Genomic DNA, 19,547 nt, shown 5'->3' with positions numbered 1-19,547 from the left:
TTCGAAAGACAAAGATTCAGACTTACGAGAGGACATCAACATGAGTTCGGGCAACATCGTTGAAATCATCGGCGCCGTTGTCGACGTGGAATTCCCCCGCGATTCGGTGCCCAAGGTATACGACGCGCTCAAGGTGAAGGACCTCGACATCACTTTGGAAGTGCAGCAGCAGCTCGGTGACGGCGTGGTCCGCACCATCGGCATGGGCAGTACCGACGGGCTGAAGCGTGGACTGAGCGTGGACAACACCGGTGCGCCCATCTCTGTACCCGTCGGGACGGCAACGCTGGGCCGCGTCATGGACGTGCTCGGCAACCCGGTCGACGAGGCCGGCCCGGTCGATACCCAGGAGAGGATGCCGATCCACAGGGCTGCCCCGGCCTATGCCGATCAGGCGGCCAGCGTCGAGATCCTCGAGACGGGTGTGAAGGTCATCGATCTGATCATGCCCATCGCCAAGGGCGGCAAGGTCGGCCTGTTCGGCGGCGCCGGCGTGGGCAAGACCGTGACCCTGATGGAGCTGATCCGCAACATCGCCATGGAGCACTCCGGCTACTCGGTGTTCGCCGGCGTCGGTGAGCGTACCCGCGAGGGCAACGACTTCTATCACGAAATGAAGGAAGCCAACGTCCTCGACAAGGTGGCCCTGGTCTACGGCCAGATGAACGAGCCCCCCGGCAACCGCCTGCGCGTGGCGCTGACCGGCCTGACCATGGCCGAGTTCTTCCGCGACGAAGGCCGTGACGTGCTGATGTTCATCGACAACATCTACCGTTACACCCTGGCCGGCACCGAAGTCTCGGCACTGCTGGGCCGCATGCCCTCCGCGGTGGGCTACCAGCCGACCCTGGCCGAGGAAATGGGCGTGCTGCAGGAGCGCATCACCTCCACCCGCACCGGCTCCATCACCTCCTTCCAGGCCGTGTATGTGCCCGCGGACGATCTGACCGACCCCTCGCCCGCCACCACCTTTGCGCATCTGGACGCAACCCTGGTGCTGTCGCGTCAGGTCGCGGAGCTGGGCATCTACCCGGCGGTGGATCCGCTGGACTCCACCTCGCGCCTGCTGGATCCGCTGGTCATCGGCCAGGATCACTACGACACCGCCCGTGCCGTGCAGGGTACCCTGCAGCGCTACAAGGAGCTGCGCGACATCATCGCCATCCTGGGCATGGACGAGCTGTCCGAGGAGGACAAGCTGGTCGTGGCCCGGGCGCGCAAGATCCAGCGCTTCCTGTCGCAGCCCTTCTTCGTGGCCGAGACCTTCACCGGCGCGCCCGGCAAGTACGTGGGCCTGAAGGACACCATCAACGGCTTCAAGGCCATCGTCAACGGCGAGTACGACCACCTGCCCGAGCAGGCCTTCTACATGGTCGGCACCATCGACGAGGCGGTCGAGAAGGCCAAGTCGTTGTGAGGAGATACATGAGGCAAGGTGCAGGATACAAGCGGAAACCGATATATGGCGTCATTCCCGCGCAGGCGGGAATCCATATACCGCCGCGGCTGCTGGATCCCCGCTTCCGCGGGGATGACGGTGTTTTTTGACTTGTAGTCAATATTTCAGGCTACTGTTAAATCGGATCTATAATTATGGCTATGACCTTTCATGTGGATATCGTGAGCGCCGAGGCGGAGATCTTCTCCGGCACCGCCACGATGGTCTTTGCCCCGGCGGAGATGGGCGAGGTCGGCATCGCGCCCCGCCACACCCCGCTGCTGACCCGGCTCAAGCCCGGCGAGGTGCGGGTCCAGGACGACCACGGCGAGGAGCACACCTTCTTCGTTAACGGCGGCATGCTGGAGGTGCAGCCGCACGTGGTGACCGTGCTGTCCGACTCGGCCATGCGGGCGAAGGACCTGGACGAGGCCGCCGCCCTGCAGGCCAAGCAGGAGGCCGAGAAGACCCTGGCCGACAACAAGGCCGATATTGACTACGCCAAGGCCCAGGCCGAGCTGGCCGAGGCGGTCGCGCAGCTGCGCACCATCCAGAAGCTGAAGAAATCCAGGTAGTTCATCGACCGTCATTGCGAGGAGCGAGGCGACGAAGCAATCGCCAACCGGCTGTTGCCTTGTTACGGGATTGCCGCGCTTCTCCCATAGAATCCCTTCGGGCTTCATTATGGGTACCCCATCCTTCGGCTCTGGGCATCGCAATGACGGGAAAGCAGAACAGGGGGCAGCCACCGGCTGCCCCCTGTTCGTTTGCGCCCCCCGGATACGATAGAATGGGAAGCTGAACCCGCAATCAGGAACGGCCGAATGTCCGAGAAATGCATCGCCCCCAACACGCTCGTCGCCATTACCTACAGCATCAAGGACGAGGAGGGCAATCTGCTGGAGCACAGCGACATGCCCATCAGCTATATCCACGGCGGACGCTCCGACCTGTTCGAGAAGATCGAGGCCGCCCTGGAAGGCAAACGCGTGGGCGAAACCGTGGAGGTCAGTCTGACCCCCGAGGAGAGCTTCGGCGAGTATGATCCGAGCCTGACCTTCACCGACGACCTCGACAATGTCCCGGAGCAGTACCGCAATCTCGGCGCCGAGGTGGAGATGCGCAGCGACCAGGGCGAGAGCCGGATGTTTTATGTCACGAAGATCGAGAACGGCCGCCTGACCGTGGACGGCAACCATCCCTTCGCCGGCAAGAACCTGGTGTTCAGCGTCAAGGTCGAGCACATCCGTGACGCAACCGCCGAGGATATCGTGGCGGCTGGCGAGGGCGGCCAGTCGACGGTGCACTAAAGCGGGTGCGGACCGCGACCGCTATGACAAAAAGTATCGGATAAGCGTAACTTACACGATTTCCCCTCTCCCCCTTGGGGGAGAGGGTCAGGGTGAGGGGGCAAGGTGACCACCATTACCCCCTCACCCCAACCCCTCTCCCTGAGGGACAGGGGGCACAAGTTGAATGGCATTGGAGCCTGAGATCATTTCCATGGAGCTGCACGTCATCATCCTCGCCGCCGGCCAGGGCACGCGCATGCGTTCGGCCCTGCCCAAGGTGCTGCACCCGATCGCCGGGCGGCCCATGCTCGGCCATGTCATCGAGACCGCGGGTGCCCTGGGCGCGGCCGGCATCCATGTGGTCTATGGCCACGGTGGCGAACAGGTGCGTGCGGCCTTCGCCGGGCGGAATGATATCCAGTGGGCGGAACAGGCCGAACAGCTTGGCACCGGCCATGCCGTCGCCCAGGCCCTGCCGAACGTCCCCGACGATGCCCGGATACTCATTCTGTATGGTGACGTGCCTCTGATCGGTCAGGATACCCTGGCCGCTCTGGCCGACGCCGCGGGCGACGACAGCCTGGGCCTGCTCACCGCCACCCTACCCGACCCCACCGGCTACGGCCGCATCGTGCGCGACAATCATCACTGCGTGACCGGCATCGTCGAGCAGAAGGACGCCAGCGAAGCCGAATTGCAGATCTGCGAGATCAACACCGGTTTCATGGCCGCTCCGGCGCGGCCGCTCAAGGACTGGATCGGCCGGCTGGGCAACGACAACGCCCAGGGCGAGTATTACCTGACCGACGTCACCGGGATGGCCGCCCGAGAAGGTGTGGCCATCAACGTGGTCCAGCCGCAGTATCCGGAAGAGATCCTGGGCGTGAACAATCGCCTGCAGCTGGCCGAGCTGGAACGCGCCTGGCAGCGCCGGCATGCCGAGGCGCTGCTGCTCGGCGGCGTCACTCTGCTCGATCCCGGGCGCTTCGACCTGCGCGGCCGGCTGCAGCACGGCCTGGATGTCAGCATTGATGTGAACGTGGTCATCGAAGGCGAGGTGCGGCTGGAGGATAATGTCCGCATCGGCCCCAACTGTGTATTGAGGAATGTGACCATCGGCGCCGGCACCGAGGTGCTGGCCAATTGCGTGATCGAGGACGCCGTCATCGGCGCCGGCGCGCGCATCGGGCCCTTCGCCCGCATCCGCCCCGAGACGCGGCTGGCCGACGGCGTGCACGTCGGCAACTTCGTCGAGGTGAAGAAGGCCGAGATCGGCGCGGGCTCCAAGGTCAATCACCTGAGCTACATCGGCGACACCCGCATGGGTGCCGGGGTCAACATCGGCGCCGGCACCATTACCTGCAACTACGATGGCGCCAACAAGCACCTGACCGTGATCGAGGACGAGGTCTTCATCGGCTCCGATACCCAGCTGGTCGCCCCGGTGACCGTGGGCAAAGGCGCGACCATCGGCGCCGGCACCACGCTCACACGCGACGCGCCCGCCGGCGAACTCACCCTGAGCCGGAGCAAACAACAGACCCGCGAGGGCTGGAAGCGGCCTGTTAAGAAAAAGGACTAAAAAGCTTTAACGCAGAGAGGCGAAGAACGCAAAGAATATAATTGCGAAAGTTAAGTATACCGTCATCCCGGCGCAGGCCGGGATCCAGATACCGCAGCGGTTACTGGATTCCGGTCTGCACTGGAATGGCAGTGTTCTCATAAGTGCAACTGGAGCTGCAGGCATTACAAATAATTCTCGATTTCTTCGCGAACCTTGCGCCTTAGCGCCTCTGCGTTGAATCTTTTGATCTTGAGGATAATCAAATGTGCGGAATCGTCGGAGCCGTAGCCCAGCGCGATGTCGCGCCCGTCCTGCTCGAAGGCCTCAAACGGCTGGAGTACCGCGGCTATGACTCGGCCGGCATGCTGGTGGTCACGCCCGAGCACAAGTTCAGCCGCAAGCGCGCCATGGGCAAGGTGGCCGTCCTGGGCGATGCCCTGAGCAGTGAGCCGCTGCCCGGTCACACCGGTATCGCCCACACCCGCTGGGCCACCCATGGCCGGCCCAGCGAGGGCAACGCACACCCGCATGTGTGCAACGAGACCATCGCCGTGGTGCACAACGGCATCATCGAGAACCACGACGCCCTGCGCACACAGCAAAAGGAACTGGGCTACCGCTTCACCTCCGAGACCGACACCGAGGTCATCGCCCACCAGCTGCATCATCACTACGCGCAGTCGCACGATCTGCTAGCCGCCGTGCAGGCCTCCGTCGGCGATCTGGATGGTGCCTATGCCCTGGGCGTGGTCACCAACAGCGACCCCGAACGCATCATCGCCGCCCGTCGCGGCAGCCCGCTGGTGATCGGCCTGGGCCTGGGCGAGAACTTCATCGCCTCCGACGTGGCGGCTCTGGTGCCGGTGACCCAGCAGTTCATCTTCCTGGAAGACGGCGACATCGCCGAGATCACGCGCGATTCGATCACCATCTATGACCGCGAAGGCGTGGCGGTCTCCCGCCCCGTGCGCCAGTCGGAGCTGACTGCAGACGCCGTCGAGCGCGGCCAGTATCGCCACTACATGCTGAAGGAAATCCACGAGCAGCCGCGCGCCGTGGCTGACTGCCTGGAGGGCCGCATCAGCGGTGATAAATTACTGGAAGCCGCCTTCGGTGTTGATGCCACCGAAATCCTCGACCAGGTCCAGGGCGTGCACATCATCGCCTGCGGCACCAGCTATCACGCCGGCATGGTCGGGCGCTACTGGCTGGAATCCATCGCCGGCATTCCCTGCAGCGTGGAGGTGGCCAGCGAGTTCCGCTACCGCAAGCCGGTGGTGCGCAACAACTCGCTCATCGTCACCCTGTCGCAGTCGGGCGAGACCGCCGACACCCTGGCCGGCCTGCAGGAGGCCAAGCGCCTGGGCTTCGGCCATTCCCTGGCCATCTGCAACGTGCCGGAAAGCTCGCTGGTGCGCGAATCCGACCTTACCCTGATGACCCGCGCCGGGCCCGAGATCGGCGTGGCCTCCACCAAGGCCTTCACCACCCAGCTGGTCTCGCTGTTGCTGCTGGTCATCGCCCTGGGCCGGCGCAACGGCGTCGATCCCTATGTCGAGGCCAAGATCATCAGCCAGCTAGAGCACCTGCCCGGCAAGATCGATCATGTGCTGCAGCTCGACGACCGTATCCGGGAGATCGCGGAAGGGTTTGCCGACAAGCACCACGCCCTGTTCCTCGGCCGCGGCGCTCAGTACCCAGTGGCGATGGAAGGCGCCCTAAAATTAAAAGAGATCTCCTACATCCACGCCGAGGCCTACCCCGCCGGCGAACTCAAGCACGGCCCACTGGCCCTGGTCGACGCCGAGATGCCCGTCATCGCCGTTGCCCCCAACAACGAACTGCTGGAAAAGCTCAAGTCCAACCTGCAGGAAGTCAGCGCCCGGGGTGGCCAGTTGATCGTCTTCGCCGACGAACACGCCGGCGTGGTCGAGAGCGAGAACATGACCGTGCTCCCCGTCGCCCCCACCGACGACTGCATCGCCCCCATCATCTTCACCATCCCGCTGCAGCTGCTGGCCTATCACGTGGCGGTGCTGAAGGGGACGGATGTGGATCAGCCGAGGAATCTAGCGAAATCTGTTACGGTTGAGTAGTTAGTTAAGCTTGCTCGCCATGTCACATCGCGAAAATCAGTTGAGTGAAGAGGGAATAAAGCTATGCGCATTTCACTTAAGCCGATATATTCGCTCAGCCTAGATCAATACCGATGGGGCGGTAGCAATTGAAAATAATCGTGATTTGTAGTCGAAACTATTTTGAAAGGTTTCAGGCAGGTGCCAATGTCTGAAAGCTGGTCAGAGTCTGAGGTCGAGGCGGCTGTTGAAGACTACTTCAATATGCTGCGTCTTGAACTGGCTGGATGCAATTACAATAAGACAGAGCACCGTCGGACCCTGATGGGGCATCTGAATAACCGCTCAGAGGGTTCCATAGAACTCAAACACCAGAACATAAGCGCGGTGTTGATCGAAATGGGTATACCCTATATCGATGGCTACAAGCCCCGATCAAACTATCAGCGTGTGCTGCTGCCGGCTGCCGTTGCGGATTATCTGAAAAACAATCCTGACCTTCAGGATCTGTTCAAGCGGGACGTCGAGACAATGCCTGAAATACCGTCTGTCGATGATTTCCTGGCAATAATGGAAACGCCTCCCGTCCAGGACGATAAAAGTCCTTCTGGTGTCGCCGACACACCGGAAATCTACAATCCTGTTGGTGTTAATTATCTCGAGAGAGAAGCGCAGAACCAGGCGCTCGGTGGTGCTGGAGAGCATTTCGTCATCAACTTCGAGCGAGCGCGACTGATTCATGCCGGAAGAGAATCTCTCGCCGATCGTATCGAGCAGGTATCGGCCACAGTCGGTCCATCCGCTGGTTTCGACATCCGATCATTCGAAGCGAATGGCTCAGATCGATTTATTGAGGCGAAGACGACTAAATACGGTAAAAATACACCGTTCTTTGTTACACCGAACGAGTTAAGATTCTCCCGCGACAACGCGTCGCAATACTTCCTGTATCGAATCTTCAGGTTCCGCGCAGGACCCCGCATATTCGCACTGCATGGCCATTTGCAGGATCGGTGCATGCTGGTGCCCTCGCAGTATATGGCCAGGCCGGCATGAAGTCCGCCATCTGCTGATGTTGCTGTCGTTTTTTGTAACCTCACACCCGCAATTTCCGCTTCTCGTATACATGCGTAATCGCCTCCCCGTCCCACACATAGGTCAAATGCGGTCCCTGTCTGGCCGGTGACAGCAGGCGGGGCCGGAACACCGCGATGCATTCTCCGCCTTCGTGGCGGACGCTGTGATACACCAGCCCGTTGCCTTTTGAGTTACGCAGGGCATTGGCCAGTCGCTGCGAAGCCTTATAGCTGTCAGGGTCATACCATTCGGGGCGCATATCCCGGTACGGGCGGATGTCGGTCAGTTCCGCGTCGATATCCGAATAGTAGACACGCTGATCCAGTTCGATCGGTGGTTCGTTGGTGTAGCGCAGAAAACGCTCACGATGGTGGAGCGTTTCCCGGATGGCGGTTTCCATGGTCCGGCTGGCGTAGTAGACACCATAGGTGCCGTCGCTGAAACGACTGCCGTCCGGATTCAGGTGGGTGAAGGCGGCCATGATGGGTGTGGCACCGGGGCCGCTGATGCGGTCCTCGGGCGGGACCAGCGAAATATCGCCGGCCTCCTGGCGCAGGCGCGGGTTGGTGAGACCTTCTATATCGAACACAGTTTCCAGATCAGCCGGGTCGGCAACAGAATCAAACAGACCGACCGGGGGAAAGCGGCTGGCGACGACGCGGACGCTGGGTGTCCAGGTGATCCGTGCATGCGGTAAACGGGCAGGCTCCATCGGCTCCGGGAGGCTTCAAACGCCGCGCTGTGCGTCCAGGTACTGCCGGACCACATACAGGTCGGCCACATTGCCGGAGAGCATGCGCTCCAGGGCGGAGCGGCCGCCGAACAGGGGGGCGTCGTTCGGGCGGTGAATCCATTGATCGGCGGATTCCGCTTTCGGCAACAGGATCTGCAGGTCCTTGTAGATACCGAAGATGTACGACAGCCGTTCCAGCTTTTCCCGGCTCAGGCGTGCGCTTTCCGGCTCGCGCTTCCATTTGAAGAAGGTGCTGCGGGTGCGTTCATCGAAGCCGAGCAGCGTCATGGCCTGCTCGGTGTTCAGATCCCAGTCCCGGACAATATTGAAATAGGTGCGCAGTGCTGCGCCGGCGGTTCGGGCAGGATCACGGGCGAGTTCCTGTTCAGCGGCGGTAGGCATGGTCACCTCCTGTTGATAGCCGCTCTGGCCAATGAATCGGCGGATATTATTTAATACTTAAAATTATATTTAGTATTATTTCGGACTAAAAGCAAGCCTTGGCGGCTTCTATCGCATACATATTTGTGGAGGGCGTCGCCTTCTACAGCAAGGAGCACGGGGCGGCCTGGCAGTATCCGCGGGCGCTGTTTGAGGTCGATGGCAGGTTGCCGACGCCGGCGGTGTAATCCGGACAATGTCGCCAGTTTGGTGGGGGCTGGCGGAAACGGATCCGAGACCTGGATCAGGCCCGGGATTCCAGCGAAGCCCGGCAGGGATCAGGAATCATCGGTGTCCTTCACCCGCGCCTCGAAGGCACGCTGGTCGGCGGCGCGCAGCCGGCGGCAGACGTCGCGGGCCATGTTCATGTACAGCACCAGATACTGGTCGGGGTACCTTTTATACAGCTGATGCAGGTGCTGGTTGGTCAGCTCGATGGCCGCGCTGCCGGTCAGGGCCAGCACGGAGGTGTTGCGCGGGCCCAGGTCGATCAGGGCGACCTGGCCGAAACTCTCGCCCCGCTCCAGGGTGTGGATACGGTGGTCGCGGCCTTCCCAGGCCTTGTACATTGCCGCCTTGCCGGACTCGAGCACGAACATGGAGCGTGCCGGGTCACCTTCGCGATAGAAGTACTCTCCCTTCCTGCGCTGTACCACATGGGTGAGGCTCAGCAGGAACTCCAGGGTGTCCTCGCTGAGGCCGCCGAATGCGGCCATGGCCTGCAGCAGCCGGATGCGCTCGGCGGTGGGTTGAGTCTGTGTAATGGCGCGTCGCATGTGGGTTCCTGTCAGGAATCTTACCCTGCCTTCAGGTTGGACAGCGTCCGAGCGGGGGAGTGCCGCCTGTCAGATATGTCTGTCAGTCATGTCGCATGACAAGTATAACCGATTGAATTCTATTCTGAATGGACAGACACGAAAAAAAATGGTATTGTGCAAAAGTTTTTCGCCCAAATATATTGTCTGGTGTAATGACCGCTGATCCGAACGCCGCCCCGGGCTCAGAGCCCGAAGCGGGACAAGACAGGGAAATCCGCAGCATCATCCAGCAGTTGCGTATCGTCTACCGCGCCATGCAGGAGCATTCGCGGTGGGTGGAGCGTCAGTGCGGGGTTTCCGCGGCCCAGCTCTGGGCCCTGTGGGAGATGCACAAGCGGCCCGGGATGCGCGTCTCGCAGCTGTCGCGGAGTCTGTCGCTGCACCAGTCAACGACCAGCAACATGCTGGACAAGCTGGAAAAAAAGGGACTGGTCGAGCGCCGCCGCGGCGGTCCCGACCAGCGTGTGGTCAAGGTCTACCTGACCCAGGCGGGTGCGGCAATCGTCAAGCAGGCGCCGCAGCCGGCCCAGGGCACCATCAGTGATGCCCTGCTGCGCCTGCCGGACGAGCGGCTGGCACAACTCGACCAGGGCCTGCAGGCCATGGTTGCGGCAATGGTGATCAAGGACAGCGAGGCGGCGCTGAGGCATATGTCGGAGTCCGACGCGCCCGATAATCAGGAGAAACGCTTTGAGTAAGGACCGGATGTTTTACTGTCTCCCGCAGCAGGCCTACATGCGCACGGACAACTGTGAGAAGCTGCGCAGGCGGCCCACCGGCAAGGTGCCCGCCGGCGCCCAGCCCAAGCTGCGGGCCTGCGAGGGCTGCACCATGTATCCGCTGGTGGACAAGGACAAGGTCCCGACCGTGACCCTGACCGAGTACCTCGGCGGTCAGAAGCCCGCGATCGCCAACCTGCAGTCGGCGACCAACAGGAAGCTGATCCAGGCCCATCTCAAAGAGGCGGGCTAGTGTACTGAAGCCGGCGGCAGGAACCGGGCCCGGTGGCCCGTATTCCGGCCTGTGCGCTTCAGCAATCCTGTAACGAAATTCTCCAGGTCCGCCTCCGGGGCGGCCCGTCTGAAACAACCAGGGTCGGCCGGTGGCCATGCCGCCGGACAGCACCTCATCACTCCAATCATCCCTCAGGTATCGGATGGGGTAACGGCCTTGAGATATAAGGAGAGACTCCTATGTCCCAGGTCACGAACCTGAAACGCGCGGCAATGCCGCCCGAAGCATTGACCGACACCACCCGGTTCCAGGTCTACACCGAGCGTCAGTTCGATCGCATCGAGGCCCTGCGGCACCTGCCCGAAGAGCAGCGTTTCGCCATGCGCGTGGTGGCCAATGTGCTGCCCTTCCGGGTCAATCAGTACGTCATCGACGAACTGATCGACTGGGAGCGGGTGCCCGAGGATCCGGTGTTCCAGCTCACCTTTCCCCAGCCCGGGATGCTGCATGAAGCCGATTTCAACCGCATGGCCGGCGCCCTGCGCCGGGGTGCGGAGCGTGCCGAAATCAAGGCCATCGCCCGTGAGATCCAGGCCGGCCTGAACCCGCACCCGGCCGGACAGCAGCAGATGAACGTCCCGCAGCTCAATGGCGAGCCCCTGCCCGGTGTGCAGCACAAGTACCGCGAGACGGTGCTGTTCTTCCCCAGCCAGGGCCAGGTCTGTCACAGCTACTGCACCTTCTGTTTCCGCTGGGCCCAGTTCGTGGGTGACAAGGCGCTGCGTTTTGCCGCCAACGAGGCGTCCAACCTGCACCGGTACCTGGCACAGCACACGGCCATCAGTGACCTGCTGGTCACCGGCGGCGATCCGATGGTGATGAAGACCGACCACCTCAAGGCCTACCTGGAGCCGCTGCTGCGCCCGGAGCTCGAGCATGTGCAGACGGTGCGCATCGGCACCAAGTCGCTGACCTTCTGGCCGCAGCGCTTCGTCACCGACAGCGACGCCGATGAGCTGCTGCGGCTGCTGGAGAAGCTGGTCGCCGGGGGCAAACACGTGGCGCTGATGGCGCATTTCAATCACTGGCGCGAGATGGCGACGCCCATCGCGCGCGAGGCCATGCGCCGCATCCGCGCCACCGGCGCCCAGATCCGTACCCAGGCGCCATTGCTGCGCCACATCAACGACGACCCCGAGGTGTGGGCGCGGCTGTGGCGCACCCAGGTGCACCTGGGGCTGATCCCCTATTACATGTTCGTCGAGCGCGACACCGGCGCGCGCCAGTACTTCGAGGTTCCGCTGGTACGCGCCTGGGAGATCTATCGCGAGGCCATGCAGCAGGTCTCAGGCCTCGGCCGCACCGCGCGGGGGCCGAGCATGAGCGCCGGTCCGGGCAAGGTGGAGATCCAGGGCGTGACCGAGATCCAGGGCGAGAAGGTGTTCGTGCTGCGTTTCATCCAGGGCCGCAATCCGGACTGGGTGCAGCAGCCCTTCTTCGCCCGCTACGATCCCGGGGCCACCTGGCTGGACCAGCTCGAGCCGGCCTTCGGTGCGGAGAGGTTCTTCTTCGAGGACGAGTACCGGGCCATGCAGCAGCAGCGGGTGAAGGTGCGCCGCATCGCCTGAGGCTGCGGCGTTGCCGCAGAGGCGATTTGTCGGCATCCTGTTACCATCGTTTTTGTCATTGCGAGCGTAGCGTGGCAATCTCATACTGCAGCAGTAAACCGTCGGAGATTGCCGCGGCACCGTGTGCCTCGCAATGACGGCTAATTTGAAGCTCAGTGACAGCCGTCAGCCATGGACACGATACCTGACCCCCAGCCCGCCCCCACCCAGGATCGCCCGGTCATTTTCGGCGAGGTGCTGTTCGACTGCTTCGCCGGCGGTCCGGAGGTGCTCGGCGGCGCCCCCTTCAATGTTGCCTGGCACCTGCAGGGCTTCGGTCAGCAGCCGTTGCTGATCAGCCGTGTCGGCGAGGATGCGCACGGCGAGGAACTGCTCGGGCAGATGCGTGCCTGGGGCATGGATACGAGCGGCGTGCAGCGCGATCCTGATCATCCCACCGGCCGGGTCGAGATCGTCCAGGACGGCAGCAGCCACAGCTTCGATATCCTGCCCGATCAGGCCTACGACCACATCGACGCCGAAACCGCCTGCGAGCGGTTGCTCGACATCAATGTCGCCCTGCTCTATGTCGGCAGCCTGGCCCGGCGCCAGCCGGTCTCGCGCCAGGCCATGGAGGCGTTGCAGACGCAGGGCCATCCCGCCTTTGTCGATATCAACCTGCGTGCCCCCTGGTGGGACGAGCCCGGGGTGCGGGCGCTGCTGCGCCAGGCGCGCTGGTTCAAGCTCAACGACGAGGAACTGCGGCAGCTGGAACCGGTGGCGGCCGCCGCCGGCGAGGCCGGGGCCGCGCGCAGTCTGCTCGAACACAACGGCCTGGAACTGCTGATCCTGACCCGCGGCGCGGACGGGGCGCTGCTGCTCAACCGGGACCGGCAGCTCGAGGGCCGGCCGCCGCCGGTCGGGCGACTGGTGGACACGGTCGGCGCCGGCGATGCCTTCAGCGCGGTGACCATCCTCGGCCTGCTCAGGGGCTGGACGCTGGAGCAGATCCTGGAGCGTGCCCTGACCTTCGCCGCGCGCATCAGCGAACAACGCGGTGCCACCGCGGCAGATCCAGCGTTGTACCAACACTACCGTGAGAGCTGGGGACTCTGATGGAGAAAAAGGCGACTGGGAGTGCCACGGAAAAGGGTCGCTACATCATCCTGATCAGTATCCACGGCCTGATCCGGGGCAGGAACCTGGAGCTGGGCCGGGATTCGGACACCGGCGGCCAGACCCTGTATGTGGTGGAACTGGCCCGGGCCCTGGCCCGCCATCCCGACGTCTGGCGCGTGGACCTGCTCACCCGCCAGGTCATCGATCCCAAGGTCTCCGACGATTATGCCGAACCGGTCGAATCGCTGGGTGACAAGGCCTGCATCATCCGCCTGCCCTGCGGCCCGCGCCGCTATCTGCGCAAGGAAGTGCTCTGGCCCTACCTGGACGGCTTCACCGATGCGGCCCTGCAGCATGTACGCAGGATCGGCCGGCTGCCGGATTTCGTGCACAGTCACTATGCCGATGCCGGCTTCGTCGCCTCGCGCCTGACCGCACTGCTCGGCGTGCCCATGGTGCACACCGGCCATTCGCTCGGCTGGCCCAAACGCGAACGCCTGCTGGAACAGGGCGTGCGCGAGGAGCAGATCGAGCAGCACTACAACCTGTCACAGCGCATCGAGGCCGAGGAGATGGCGCTGGAGAACGCCCAGCTGGTGGTGGCCAGCACCCGCCAGGAAGTCGAGCAGCAGTACGCGCGCTATGACAACTATCAGCCCAAGCGCATGGAGGTCATTCCGCCGGGCACCGACCTGACCCGCTTCCGGCCGCCGAGGAAACGCGAACGCTGGCCGCCGATCTGGGACGATCTGCAGCGTTTTCTCAGGCAGCCGAAGCGGCCCATGATCCTGGCCCTGTCCCGGCCGGACGAGCGCAAGAACATCCTCACCCTGGTGCAGGCCTATGCCGAGCATCCCACCCTGCGCGAGCTGGCCAATCTGGTGATCGTCGCCGGCAACCGCGACGACATCAGCCAGATGGAACGCGGCCCGAAGGCGGTGCTCACCAACCTGCTCATGGCCATCGACCGCTATGACCTGTACGGGCATATCGCCTACCCCAAGCACCATGATTCGGACGACGTGCCGGACCTGTACCGGATCGCCGCCCGGCTCAAGGGGGTATTCGTCAACCCGGCCCTGACCGAACCCTTCGGTCTGACACTGATCGAGGCGGCGGCCAGCGGGCTGCCCATCCTGGCCACGCATGACGGCGGTCCGCGCGACATCATCCGCCACTGCCGGAACGGTTATCTGATCAATCCGCTCAAGCCCAAGCTGATGGCGCGGCGGCTGGAGCAGATGCTGATCGACCCCGAGCAGTGGGAGCAATGGTCACAGAACGGGCTGAAGGGTTCGCACAAGCACTATTCCTGGGACAGCCATGTGGAGAAATACCTCAAGGCGGTCAGGCGCACCTCCAAGGGCAAGTATCGTCCGCAGCATGCCTGGGGACCGAGCAGCCGCATGCCCACCATCGACCGGTTGATCGTGTGCGCGCTGGACAATGTCCTGATCGGCGACGAGGATGCCCAGCGCGAGCTGGTGGAGCGGCTGAAGAAATCCGGCGAGCATATCGGCTTCGGCGTGGCCACCGGCCGTACCCTGGACAGCGCCATGAAACTGATCGAGGCCTCGGCCCTGCCCATGCCGGACGTGCTCATCACCTCGGTGGGCTCCGAGATCCACTACGGTCACCGCATGGTGCTGGACCAGGCCTGGTTCCGGCATATCGATTTCCGTTGGGAACCCGACGCGCTCAAGGCGGCGATGAAGGCATTCAAGGGTCTGAAGCTGCAGCCGAAGGCGGAGCAGCATCCCTACAAGATCAGCTATTACATCGACAGCAGCAAGGGGCCGAAGCGGCGCGAGGTGGTGCGCCATCTGCGCAAGCTCGACCTGCATGCCAACGTGATCTATTCACGCAACATGTTCGTCGACCTGCTGCCCATCCGTGCCTCCAAGGGCACCGCTCTGCGCCATGTCAGCGTGCGCTGGAACATCCCGCCGGAGCGGATCCTGATCGCCGGCAGCTGCGGCAACGACGCTGACGTGCTCCAAGCGGCAACACCCTGGGCGTGGTGGTCGGCAACCACAGCAATGAGATCGAACGCCTGCGCAGTTGGCCGCGGGTCTACTTCGCCGAGGCTTCCCATGGCTGGGGGATCCTCGAGGGCATCAACTACTATGACTTTCTTGGCGTGATCCACATCCCGGACGAGGAATACGAGGAGGCCTGATGCAAGCGCTCGAGGAGCACCTGCGGCATCACCAGGACAAGCTGTTCATGCTGCTGCGCCACTACGCCTCACTGGAGCGGGCCTTTCTGCTGCAGTCGGATCTGTGGGACGAGTACCAGGTCTTCTGCGAGCGTGACGAGAACAGCGGCAACTGTGACCATGCCATCGCCGAGCTGATCTCGGTCTCGCAGGAGGCGGTGATCGAGTCGCCCTGGGTGTATCTCTCGGTGCGTCCCAGCATCGCGCGCTGGAATTATCTGCGTTTTCACCTGGAGGCCGGCGGCCACGAACAGATCAGCGGCCAGGAATTCCTCGCCTTCAAGGAGCGCCAGGTGCGCGACGGCGCGGCCCTGTCGGACTTCGTGCTGGAGGTCGACCTCGGCCCCTTCAACCGGGAGTTTCCCAAGCTCAAGGAGTCGCGGTCCATCGGCCGCGGCGTGGAATTCCTCAACCGTCGCCTGTCCAGTCAGCTGTTCCAGGAGCTGGGCCGCGGCGACAAGCGGCTGCTGGAATTCCTGCGCATGCACCAGTGTCACGGCGTGCAGTTGATGGTCAACGACCGCATCACCGATGTGGAGGAGCTGCAGCAGGCGCTGCGCCGGGCCGAGGATTATCTGGCCGGACAGCCACCCGAGGCCGGCTGGGATCAGGTCGGCCATCAGCTGCAGGCGCTGGGGCTGGAGGTCGGCTGGGGCCGGACCGTCACCCGCATGCGTTATACCCTGCACCTGCTCTCCGACATCCTGGAGGCGCCCGAGCCGCAGAACCTGGAGCGCTTCCTGGGCCTGATCCCCATGATCTTCAGCCTGGTGATTCTCTCCCCGCACGGCTTCTTTGGTCAGGCCAACGTGCTGGGCAAGCCGGACACCGGCGGCCAGGTGGTCTATATCCTGGATCAGGTCCGCGCGCTGGAGAAGGAAATGCGCCAGCGCCTGCAGGAGCAGGGCCTGGACATCGAGCCGCAGATCCTGGTGGTCAGCCGGCTGATCCCCGAGGCCCAGGGCACGACCTGCGACGAGCGCAAGGAACACATCATCGGCACCCAGAATGCCTGGATCCTGCGCGTACCCTTCCGCAATCCGCAGGGCGAGATCATCCCGCACTGGATCTCGCGCTTCGAGGTCTGGCCCTACCTGGAGGCCTTCGCCCAGGACGCCGAGCGCGAGGTGCTGGCCGAGCTGGGTTCGCGGCCGGATCTCATCGTCGGCAACTATTCCGACGGCAACCTGGTCGCCACCCTGCTCTCCCAGCGCCTGCACGTGACTCAGTGCAACATCGCCCATGCCCTGGAGAAGGCCAAGTACCTGTACTCGGATCTGTACTGGCACGACAACGAATCCGAATATCACTTCGCCGCTCAGTTCACCGCCGATCTGATCGCCATGAACGCAGCCGATTTCATCATCACCTCCACCTTCCAGGAGATCGCCGGCGATACCAAGAGCGTGGGCCAGTACGAGAGCTACGGCACCTTCACCATGCCGGATCTGTACCGGGTGGTGAACGGCATCAATGTGTTCGATCCCAAGTTCAATATCGTCTCGCCCGGCGCCGACGCCGACACCTATTTTCCCTATCATCAGAGTGAGCGGCGTAAGCATGATCTGCAGGCGTCGCTGGATGAGCTGATCGAGGGCGGCCCGGGCGAGAGCGCGCGCGGCGAATTCAGTGATCCGGACAAGCCGCTGATCTTCAGCATGGCACGGCTGGACCACATCAAAAACATCACCGGCCTGGTGCAGTGGTACGCCGAATGCGAACCGCTGCGCGAACATGCCAACCTGCTGGTGGTGGCCGGGCATGTGGATGCGGCCAACTCCAATGACCGCGAGGAACAGGCGCAGATCGCGCGCATGCACCAGCTGATGGACGAGTACGGTCTGGATGGCCAGGTGCGCTGGCTGGGGTCGCACCTGAACAAACCCATGGCCGGAGAGCTGTACCGGGTGATCGCCGATCGGCGCGGGGTTTTCGTCCAGCCGGCTCTGTTCGAGGCCTTCGGCCTGACGGTGATCGAGGCCATGAGTTCGGGGCTCCCGACCTTCGCCACCCGCTACGGCGGGCCGCTGGAGATCATCATCGACGGCGAATCGGGTTTTCACATCGATCCCAACCACGGCGATGCCGCGGCCGGGCGGCTGCTGGAGTTCTTCCGCCGCTGCGGGAAGGAACGGGATTACTGGGAGCGCATCTCCGAGGGCGGGATCCAGCGCGTGGAGGCCTGCTACACCTGGCGCCTGTACGCCGAGCGCATGATGACCCTGTCACGCATCTACGGTTTCTGGAAGTTCGTCACCAACCTGGAGCGCGACGAGACCCGCCGCTATCTGGAGATGTTCTACGGTCTGCAGTTCCGTCCGCTGGCGCAGCAGGTACTGCCGGGGTGAAGGTTTTTGCTAACCTCTGAAAACACATGAACCGCAAAGGCGCAAAAGGCACGCTGGGAAATGCAACTGCAATACTGCGCAAATTCCGTCATTCCCGCGAAAGCGGGAATCCAGGACGGCGGAGACATGGATGCCCGTTTCCGCGGGTATGACGGATGGGTCAGATTTTCCTTGTTTTTTTGCCTTCGCGCGCCTTCGACGCCTTTGCGGTTTAAAGCGTTTGAGTGCCCTACCCCAATTGCGCCAGAATCTGCTCCGGCTCCCGGGTCTGCTGCAGGATGCCGCGTACCCGGTTGAAGGCCTCGGCGGCGGTTTCGGGATAGGAGGCATAGGTGGTCAGGCGTTCATATTTCCACCCGGCGGCCTTCAGCACCCGGCCCTTGAACTTCGTGCCCTCCACACCATTGCCGCCGATGGCGATCAGGGCGGTCTCGATCTCCTGGTGCGGCAGGCGCTCCAGGGTGATCCGGGTGAAATCCTCCGGGTTCACCTCAGTAAACTGCATTTGTTTCCCCTTTATCTGTTCTGTCCGGGCGGACGTGCCATTCTGTGTCGTCACGAGCCGTGTCAATCTTGAGTCAGGCGCATGTCCGGGAGAAATGCCCATTGTCATTCAGGGATTTACAGTAAGGGCTGCGGGCTTGTTACACTGCCGTCAGGATAATCGACAGGGGATGACATGAAACTCACCATCATCAGTGGCAGCCACCGCGACGAGGCCCAGAGTCTGAAGGTGGCAAAATATGTCGAACGCACACTGCAGGAGAAACAGCTCTGCGATGAAACCCACCTGATCAGCCTGTCGGGCAATCCCCTGCCCCTGTGGGATCAGGGCATCTGGGACAAGGACCCGGCCTGGGAGGAACGCCTCAATCCGATACGGGAGGAACTGCGCGCCAGCGACGGCTTCGTGGTGGTCTCGCCCGAGTGGCACGGCCAGGTGCCGGCGGGGCTGAAGAATTTCTTTCTGATGTGCAGCCGCTTCGAGGTCGGGCACAAGCCGGCCCTGATCGTTACCGTTTCCTCGGCCGACGGCGGCGCCTATCCGGTGGCCGAGCTGCGCATGAGCAGCTACAAGAACAACCGCATCTGCTACATCCCCGAGCAGGTGATCGTGCGCAACGTGGAAAGCGTGCTCAATGACGACCCCGCGGCCAACAACCCGGATGCCGACACCTATTTCCGGGAGCGCTTCGAGTGGGCCCTGGGTATCCTGCGCGAGTACGCCCAGGCCCTGCGGCAGGTACGCGCCAGCGGCGCGACCGATACCGATACCTTCAAGAACGGGATGTGACGCGGATGCAGTGGCTGCAGCGATTGCCCTGGACGGTGCTGATCGTGGGTACGCTCACCCTCGGGCTGGCGCCCTTCGTGCCCGAGCCGCATCTGCTGGAGAAGCTGCGGATGCTGTTCCAGGGGGAACTGATACGGCCCATCGATATCTTCGATCTGTTGCTGCACGGCGCCTTTCCGGTGCTGCTGCTGGGCAGGGTGATAGTGGCTTTGAAGCGCCCGTAATTCATAATTCCTATTCGTCATTCCGGCGCAGGCCGGAATCCATCGACCGCTGCGGCTTCTGGATCCCGGCCTGCGCCGGGATGACGGGGAAGTGTATCCGGGGGCTGTCGCTACCTACGCCTCAGTGTTGTCCGCATCCTCGTAGTCGCTGCCCAGCTCGATGCCCAGTTCCTCGGCCACCGCCTGCCAGTAGGGTTCGGCCTCGCAGCTGCAGCAGTCGCACCAGGCAGCGATGCCGTCGTGCATGCTGAGGCTGCGGCGCTTTCCCTTATGATCTGTGGTTTGGTCGTTCATGCCCTGAGTGTAGGCTCACTGCCGTCAGGTGCAAGCAACGCAGCCTGTGGG

Annotated in this window: 18 protein-coding genes and 1 pseudogene; 14 read left to right on the top strand and 5 right to left on the bottom strand. The window is 63.0% G+C overall.

The window, feature by feature from the left end:
- The first annotated feature begins 40 nt into the window (after window positions 1-40).
- The 6 genes from atpD to D6C00_RS08250 all read left to right on the top strand — a co-directional run bounded on the left by atpD (window position 41) and on the right by D6C00_RS08250 (window position 7,425).
- Complete coding sequence (gene atpD / locus D6C00_RS08275) at window positions 41-1,417, top strand: F0F1 ATP synthase subunit beta (RefSeq protein WP_125181287.1); 1,377 nt, start codon at window positions 41-43, stop codon at window positions 1,415-1,417.
- 176 nt (window positions 1,418-1,593) lie between these two features.
- The gene (locus D6C00_RS08270; RefSeq protein ID WP_125181286.1) at window positions 1,594-2,013 is read left to right on the top strand and encodes a F0F1 ATP synthase subunit epsilon; all 420 of its coding nucleotides are present in this window, start codon (window positions 1,594-1,596) and stop codon (window positions 2,011-2,013) included.
- Window positions 2,014-2,262: 249 nt separating this feature from the next.
- Window positions 2,263-2,748, top strand: a complete 486-nt coding sequence (locus tag D6C00_RS08265; RefSeq protein WP_125181285.1) for an FKBP-type peptidyl-prolyl cis-trans isomerase — start codon at window positions 2,263-2,265, stop codon at window positions 2,746-2,748.
- Window positions 2,749-2,941: 193 nt separating this feature from the next.
- Window positions 2,942-4,312, top strand: coding sequence for a bifunctional UDP-N-acetylglucosamine diphosphorylase/glucosamine-1-phosphate N-acetyltransferase GlmU (glmU, locus tag D6C00_RS08260; protein ID WP_177433219.1), 1,371 nt, complete (start codon window positions 2,942-2,944; stop codon window positions 4,310-4,312).
- 245 nt (window positions 4,313-4,557) lie between these two features.
- Window positions 4,558-6,390: a glutamine--fructose-6-phosphate transaminase (isomerizing) gene (gene glmS, locus D6C00_RS08255; protein WP_125181284.1), complete on the top strand. Its 1,833-nt coding sequence runs from the start codon at window positions 4,558-4,560 to the stop codon at window positions 6,388-6,390.
- A gap of 186 nt (window positions 6,391-6,576) precedes the next feature.
- Window positions 6,577-7,425, top strand: a complete 849-nt coding sequence (locus D6C00_RS08250) for a DUF3883 domain-containing protein (RefSeq protein WP_125181283.1) — start codon at window positions 6,577-6,579, stop codon at window positions 7,423-7,425.
- A 40-nt stretch (window positions 7,426-7,465) separates the two neighbouring features.
- Here D6C00_RS08250 and D6C00_RS08245 read toward each other — a convergent pair whose 3' ends face one another.
- The 3 genes from D6C00_RS08245 to D6C00_RS08235 form a co-directional block, all read right to left on the bottom strand.
- Window positions 7,466-8,158, bottom strand: a complete 693-nt coding sequence (locus D6C00_RS08245; protein WP_125181282.1) for an RES family NAD+ phosphorylase — start codon at window positions 8,156-8,158, stop codon at window positions 7,466-7,468.
- Between the two features lie 15 nt (window positions 8,159-8,173).
- Window positions 8,174-8,581, bottom strand: a complete 408-nt coding sequence (locus tag D6C00_RS08240; protein WP_125181281.1) for an MbcA/ParS/Xre antitoxin family protein — start codon at window positions 8,579-8,581, stop codon at window positions 8,174-8,176.
- Between the two features lie 317 nt (window positions 8,582-8,898).
- Window positions 8,899-9,396: a Crp/Fnr family transcriptional regulator gene (locus tag D6C00_RS08235; protein ID WP_125181280.1), complete on the bottom strand. Its 498-nt coding sequence runs from the start codon at window positions 9,394-9,396 to the stop codon at window positions 8,899-8,901.
- A gap of 194 nt (window positions 9,397-9,590) precedes the next feature.
- On the opposite strand from D6C00_RS08235, the gene D6C00_RS08230 reads away from it, so the two are divergent.
- From D6C00_RS08230 to D6C00_RS08205, 6 genes and pseudogenes are all read left to right on the top strand, one after another.
- Window positions 9,591-10,136 carry a MarR family winged helix-turn-helix transcriptional regulator gene (locus D6C00_RS08230; protein ID WP_125181279.1) on the top strand — a complete coding sequence of 182 codons (546 nt, stop codon included), beginning with the start codon at window positions 9,591-9,593 and terminating at the stop codon, window positions 10,134-10,136.
- Window positions 10,129-10,410 (top strand): hypothetical protein, encoded by a 282-nt coding sequence (locus D6C00_RS08225; protein ID WP_125181278.1) that lies wholly within the window; start codon window positions 10,129-10,131, stop codon window positions 10,408-10,410. Before D6C00_RS08230 ends, D6C00_RS08225 begins: the two co-directional genes overlap by 8 nt.
- 254 nt (window positions 10,411-10,664) lie before the next feature.
- Window positions 10,665-12,020, top strand: a complete 1,356-nt coding sequence (locus D6C00_RS08220) for a KamA family radical SAM protein (protein ID WP_125182415.1) — start codon at window positions 10,665-10,667, stop codon at window positions 12,018-12,020.
- Window positions 12,021-12,191: 171 nt separating this feature from the next.
- Window positions 12,192-13,115 carry a carbohydrate kinase family protein gene (locus tag D6C00_RS08215; RefSeq protein WP_125181277.1) on the top strand — a complete coding sequence of 308 codons (924 nt, stop codon included), beginning with the start codon at window positions 12,192-12,194 and terminating at the stop codon, window positions 13,113-13,115.
- Window positions 13,115-15,297: pseudogene (locus D6C00_RS08210) on the top strand (HAD-IIB family hydrolase). Before D6C00_RS08215 ends, D6C00_RS08210 begins: the two are co-directional and overlap by 1 nt.
- Window positions 15,297-17,684: a sucrose synthase gene (locus D6C00_RS08205; protein ID WP_125181276.1), complete on the top strand. Its 2,388-nt coding sequence runs from the start codon at window positions 15,297-15,299 to the stop codon at window positions 17,682-17,684. Before D6C00_RS08210 ends, D6C00_RS08205 begins: the two are co-directional and overlap by 1 nt.
- A gap of 229 nt (window positions 17,685-17,913) precedes the next feature.
- On the opposite strand, the gene D6C00_RS08200 is transcribed toward D6C00_RS08205, so the two are convergent.
- Complete coding sequence (locus tag D6C00_RS08200) at window positions 17,914-18,189, bottom strand: hypothetical protein (protein WP_125181275.1); 276 nt, start codon at window positions 18,187-18,189, stop codon at window positions 17,914-17,916.
- A 174-nt stretch (window positions 18,190-18,363) separates the two neighbouring features.
- Here D6C00_RS08200 and D6C00_RS08195 point away from each other — a divergent pair, with 174 nt between their 5' ends.
- On the top strand, window positions 18,364-18,978 hold the full coding sequence (locus tag D6C00_RS08195; RefSeq protein ID WP_125181274.1) for an NADPH-dependent FMN reductase: 615 nt from the start codon (window positions 18,364-18,366) through the stop codon (window positions 18,976-18,978).
- Window positions 18,979-18,983: 5 nt separating this feature from the next.
- The gene (locus D6C00_RS08190; RefSeq protein WP_125181273.1) at window positions 18,984-19,202 is read left to right on the top strand and encodes an RND transporter; all 219 of its coding nucleotides are present in this window, start codon (window positions 18,984-18,986) and stop codon (window positions 19,200-19,202) included.
- A 114-nt stretch (window positions 19,203-19,316) separates the two neighbouring features.
- On the opposite strand, the gene D6C00_RS16060 is transcribed toward D6C00_RS08190, so the two are convergent.
- Window positions 19,317-19,496, bottom strand: a complete 180-nt coding sequence (locus D6C00_RS16060) for a hypothetical protein (RefSeq protein ID WP_241546827.1) — start codon at window positions 19,494-19,496, stop codon at window positions 19,317-19,319.
- Between the last annotated feature and the right edge of the window lie 51 nt (window positions 19,497-19,547).

The sequence above is a fragment of the Thiohalobacter thiocyanaticus genome (assembly GCF_003932505.1).
In the GTDB taxonomy this organism is placed as follows: domain Bacteria; phylum Pseudomonadota; class Gammaproteobacteria; order Thiohalobacterales; family Thiohalobacteraceae; genus Thiohalobacter; species Thiohalobacter thiocyanaticus.
Note: the sequence above shows the minus strand (reverse complement) of the source record. Positions and strands in the feature narration are given on the sequence as shown.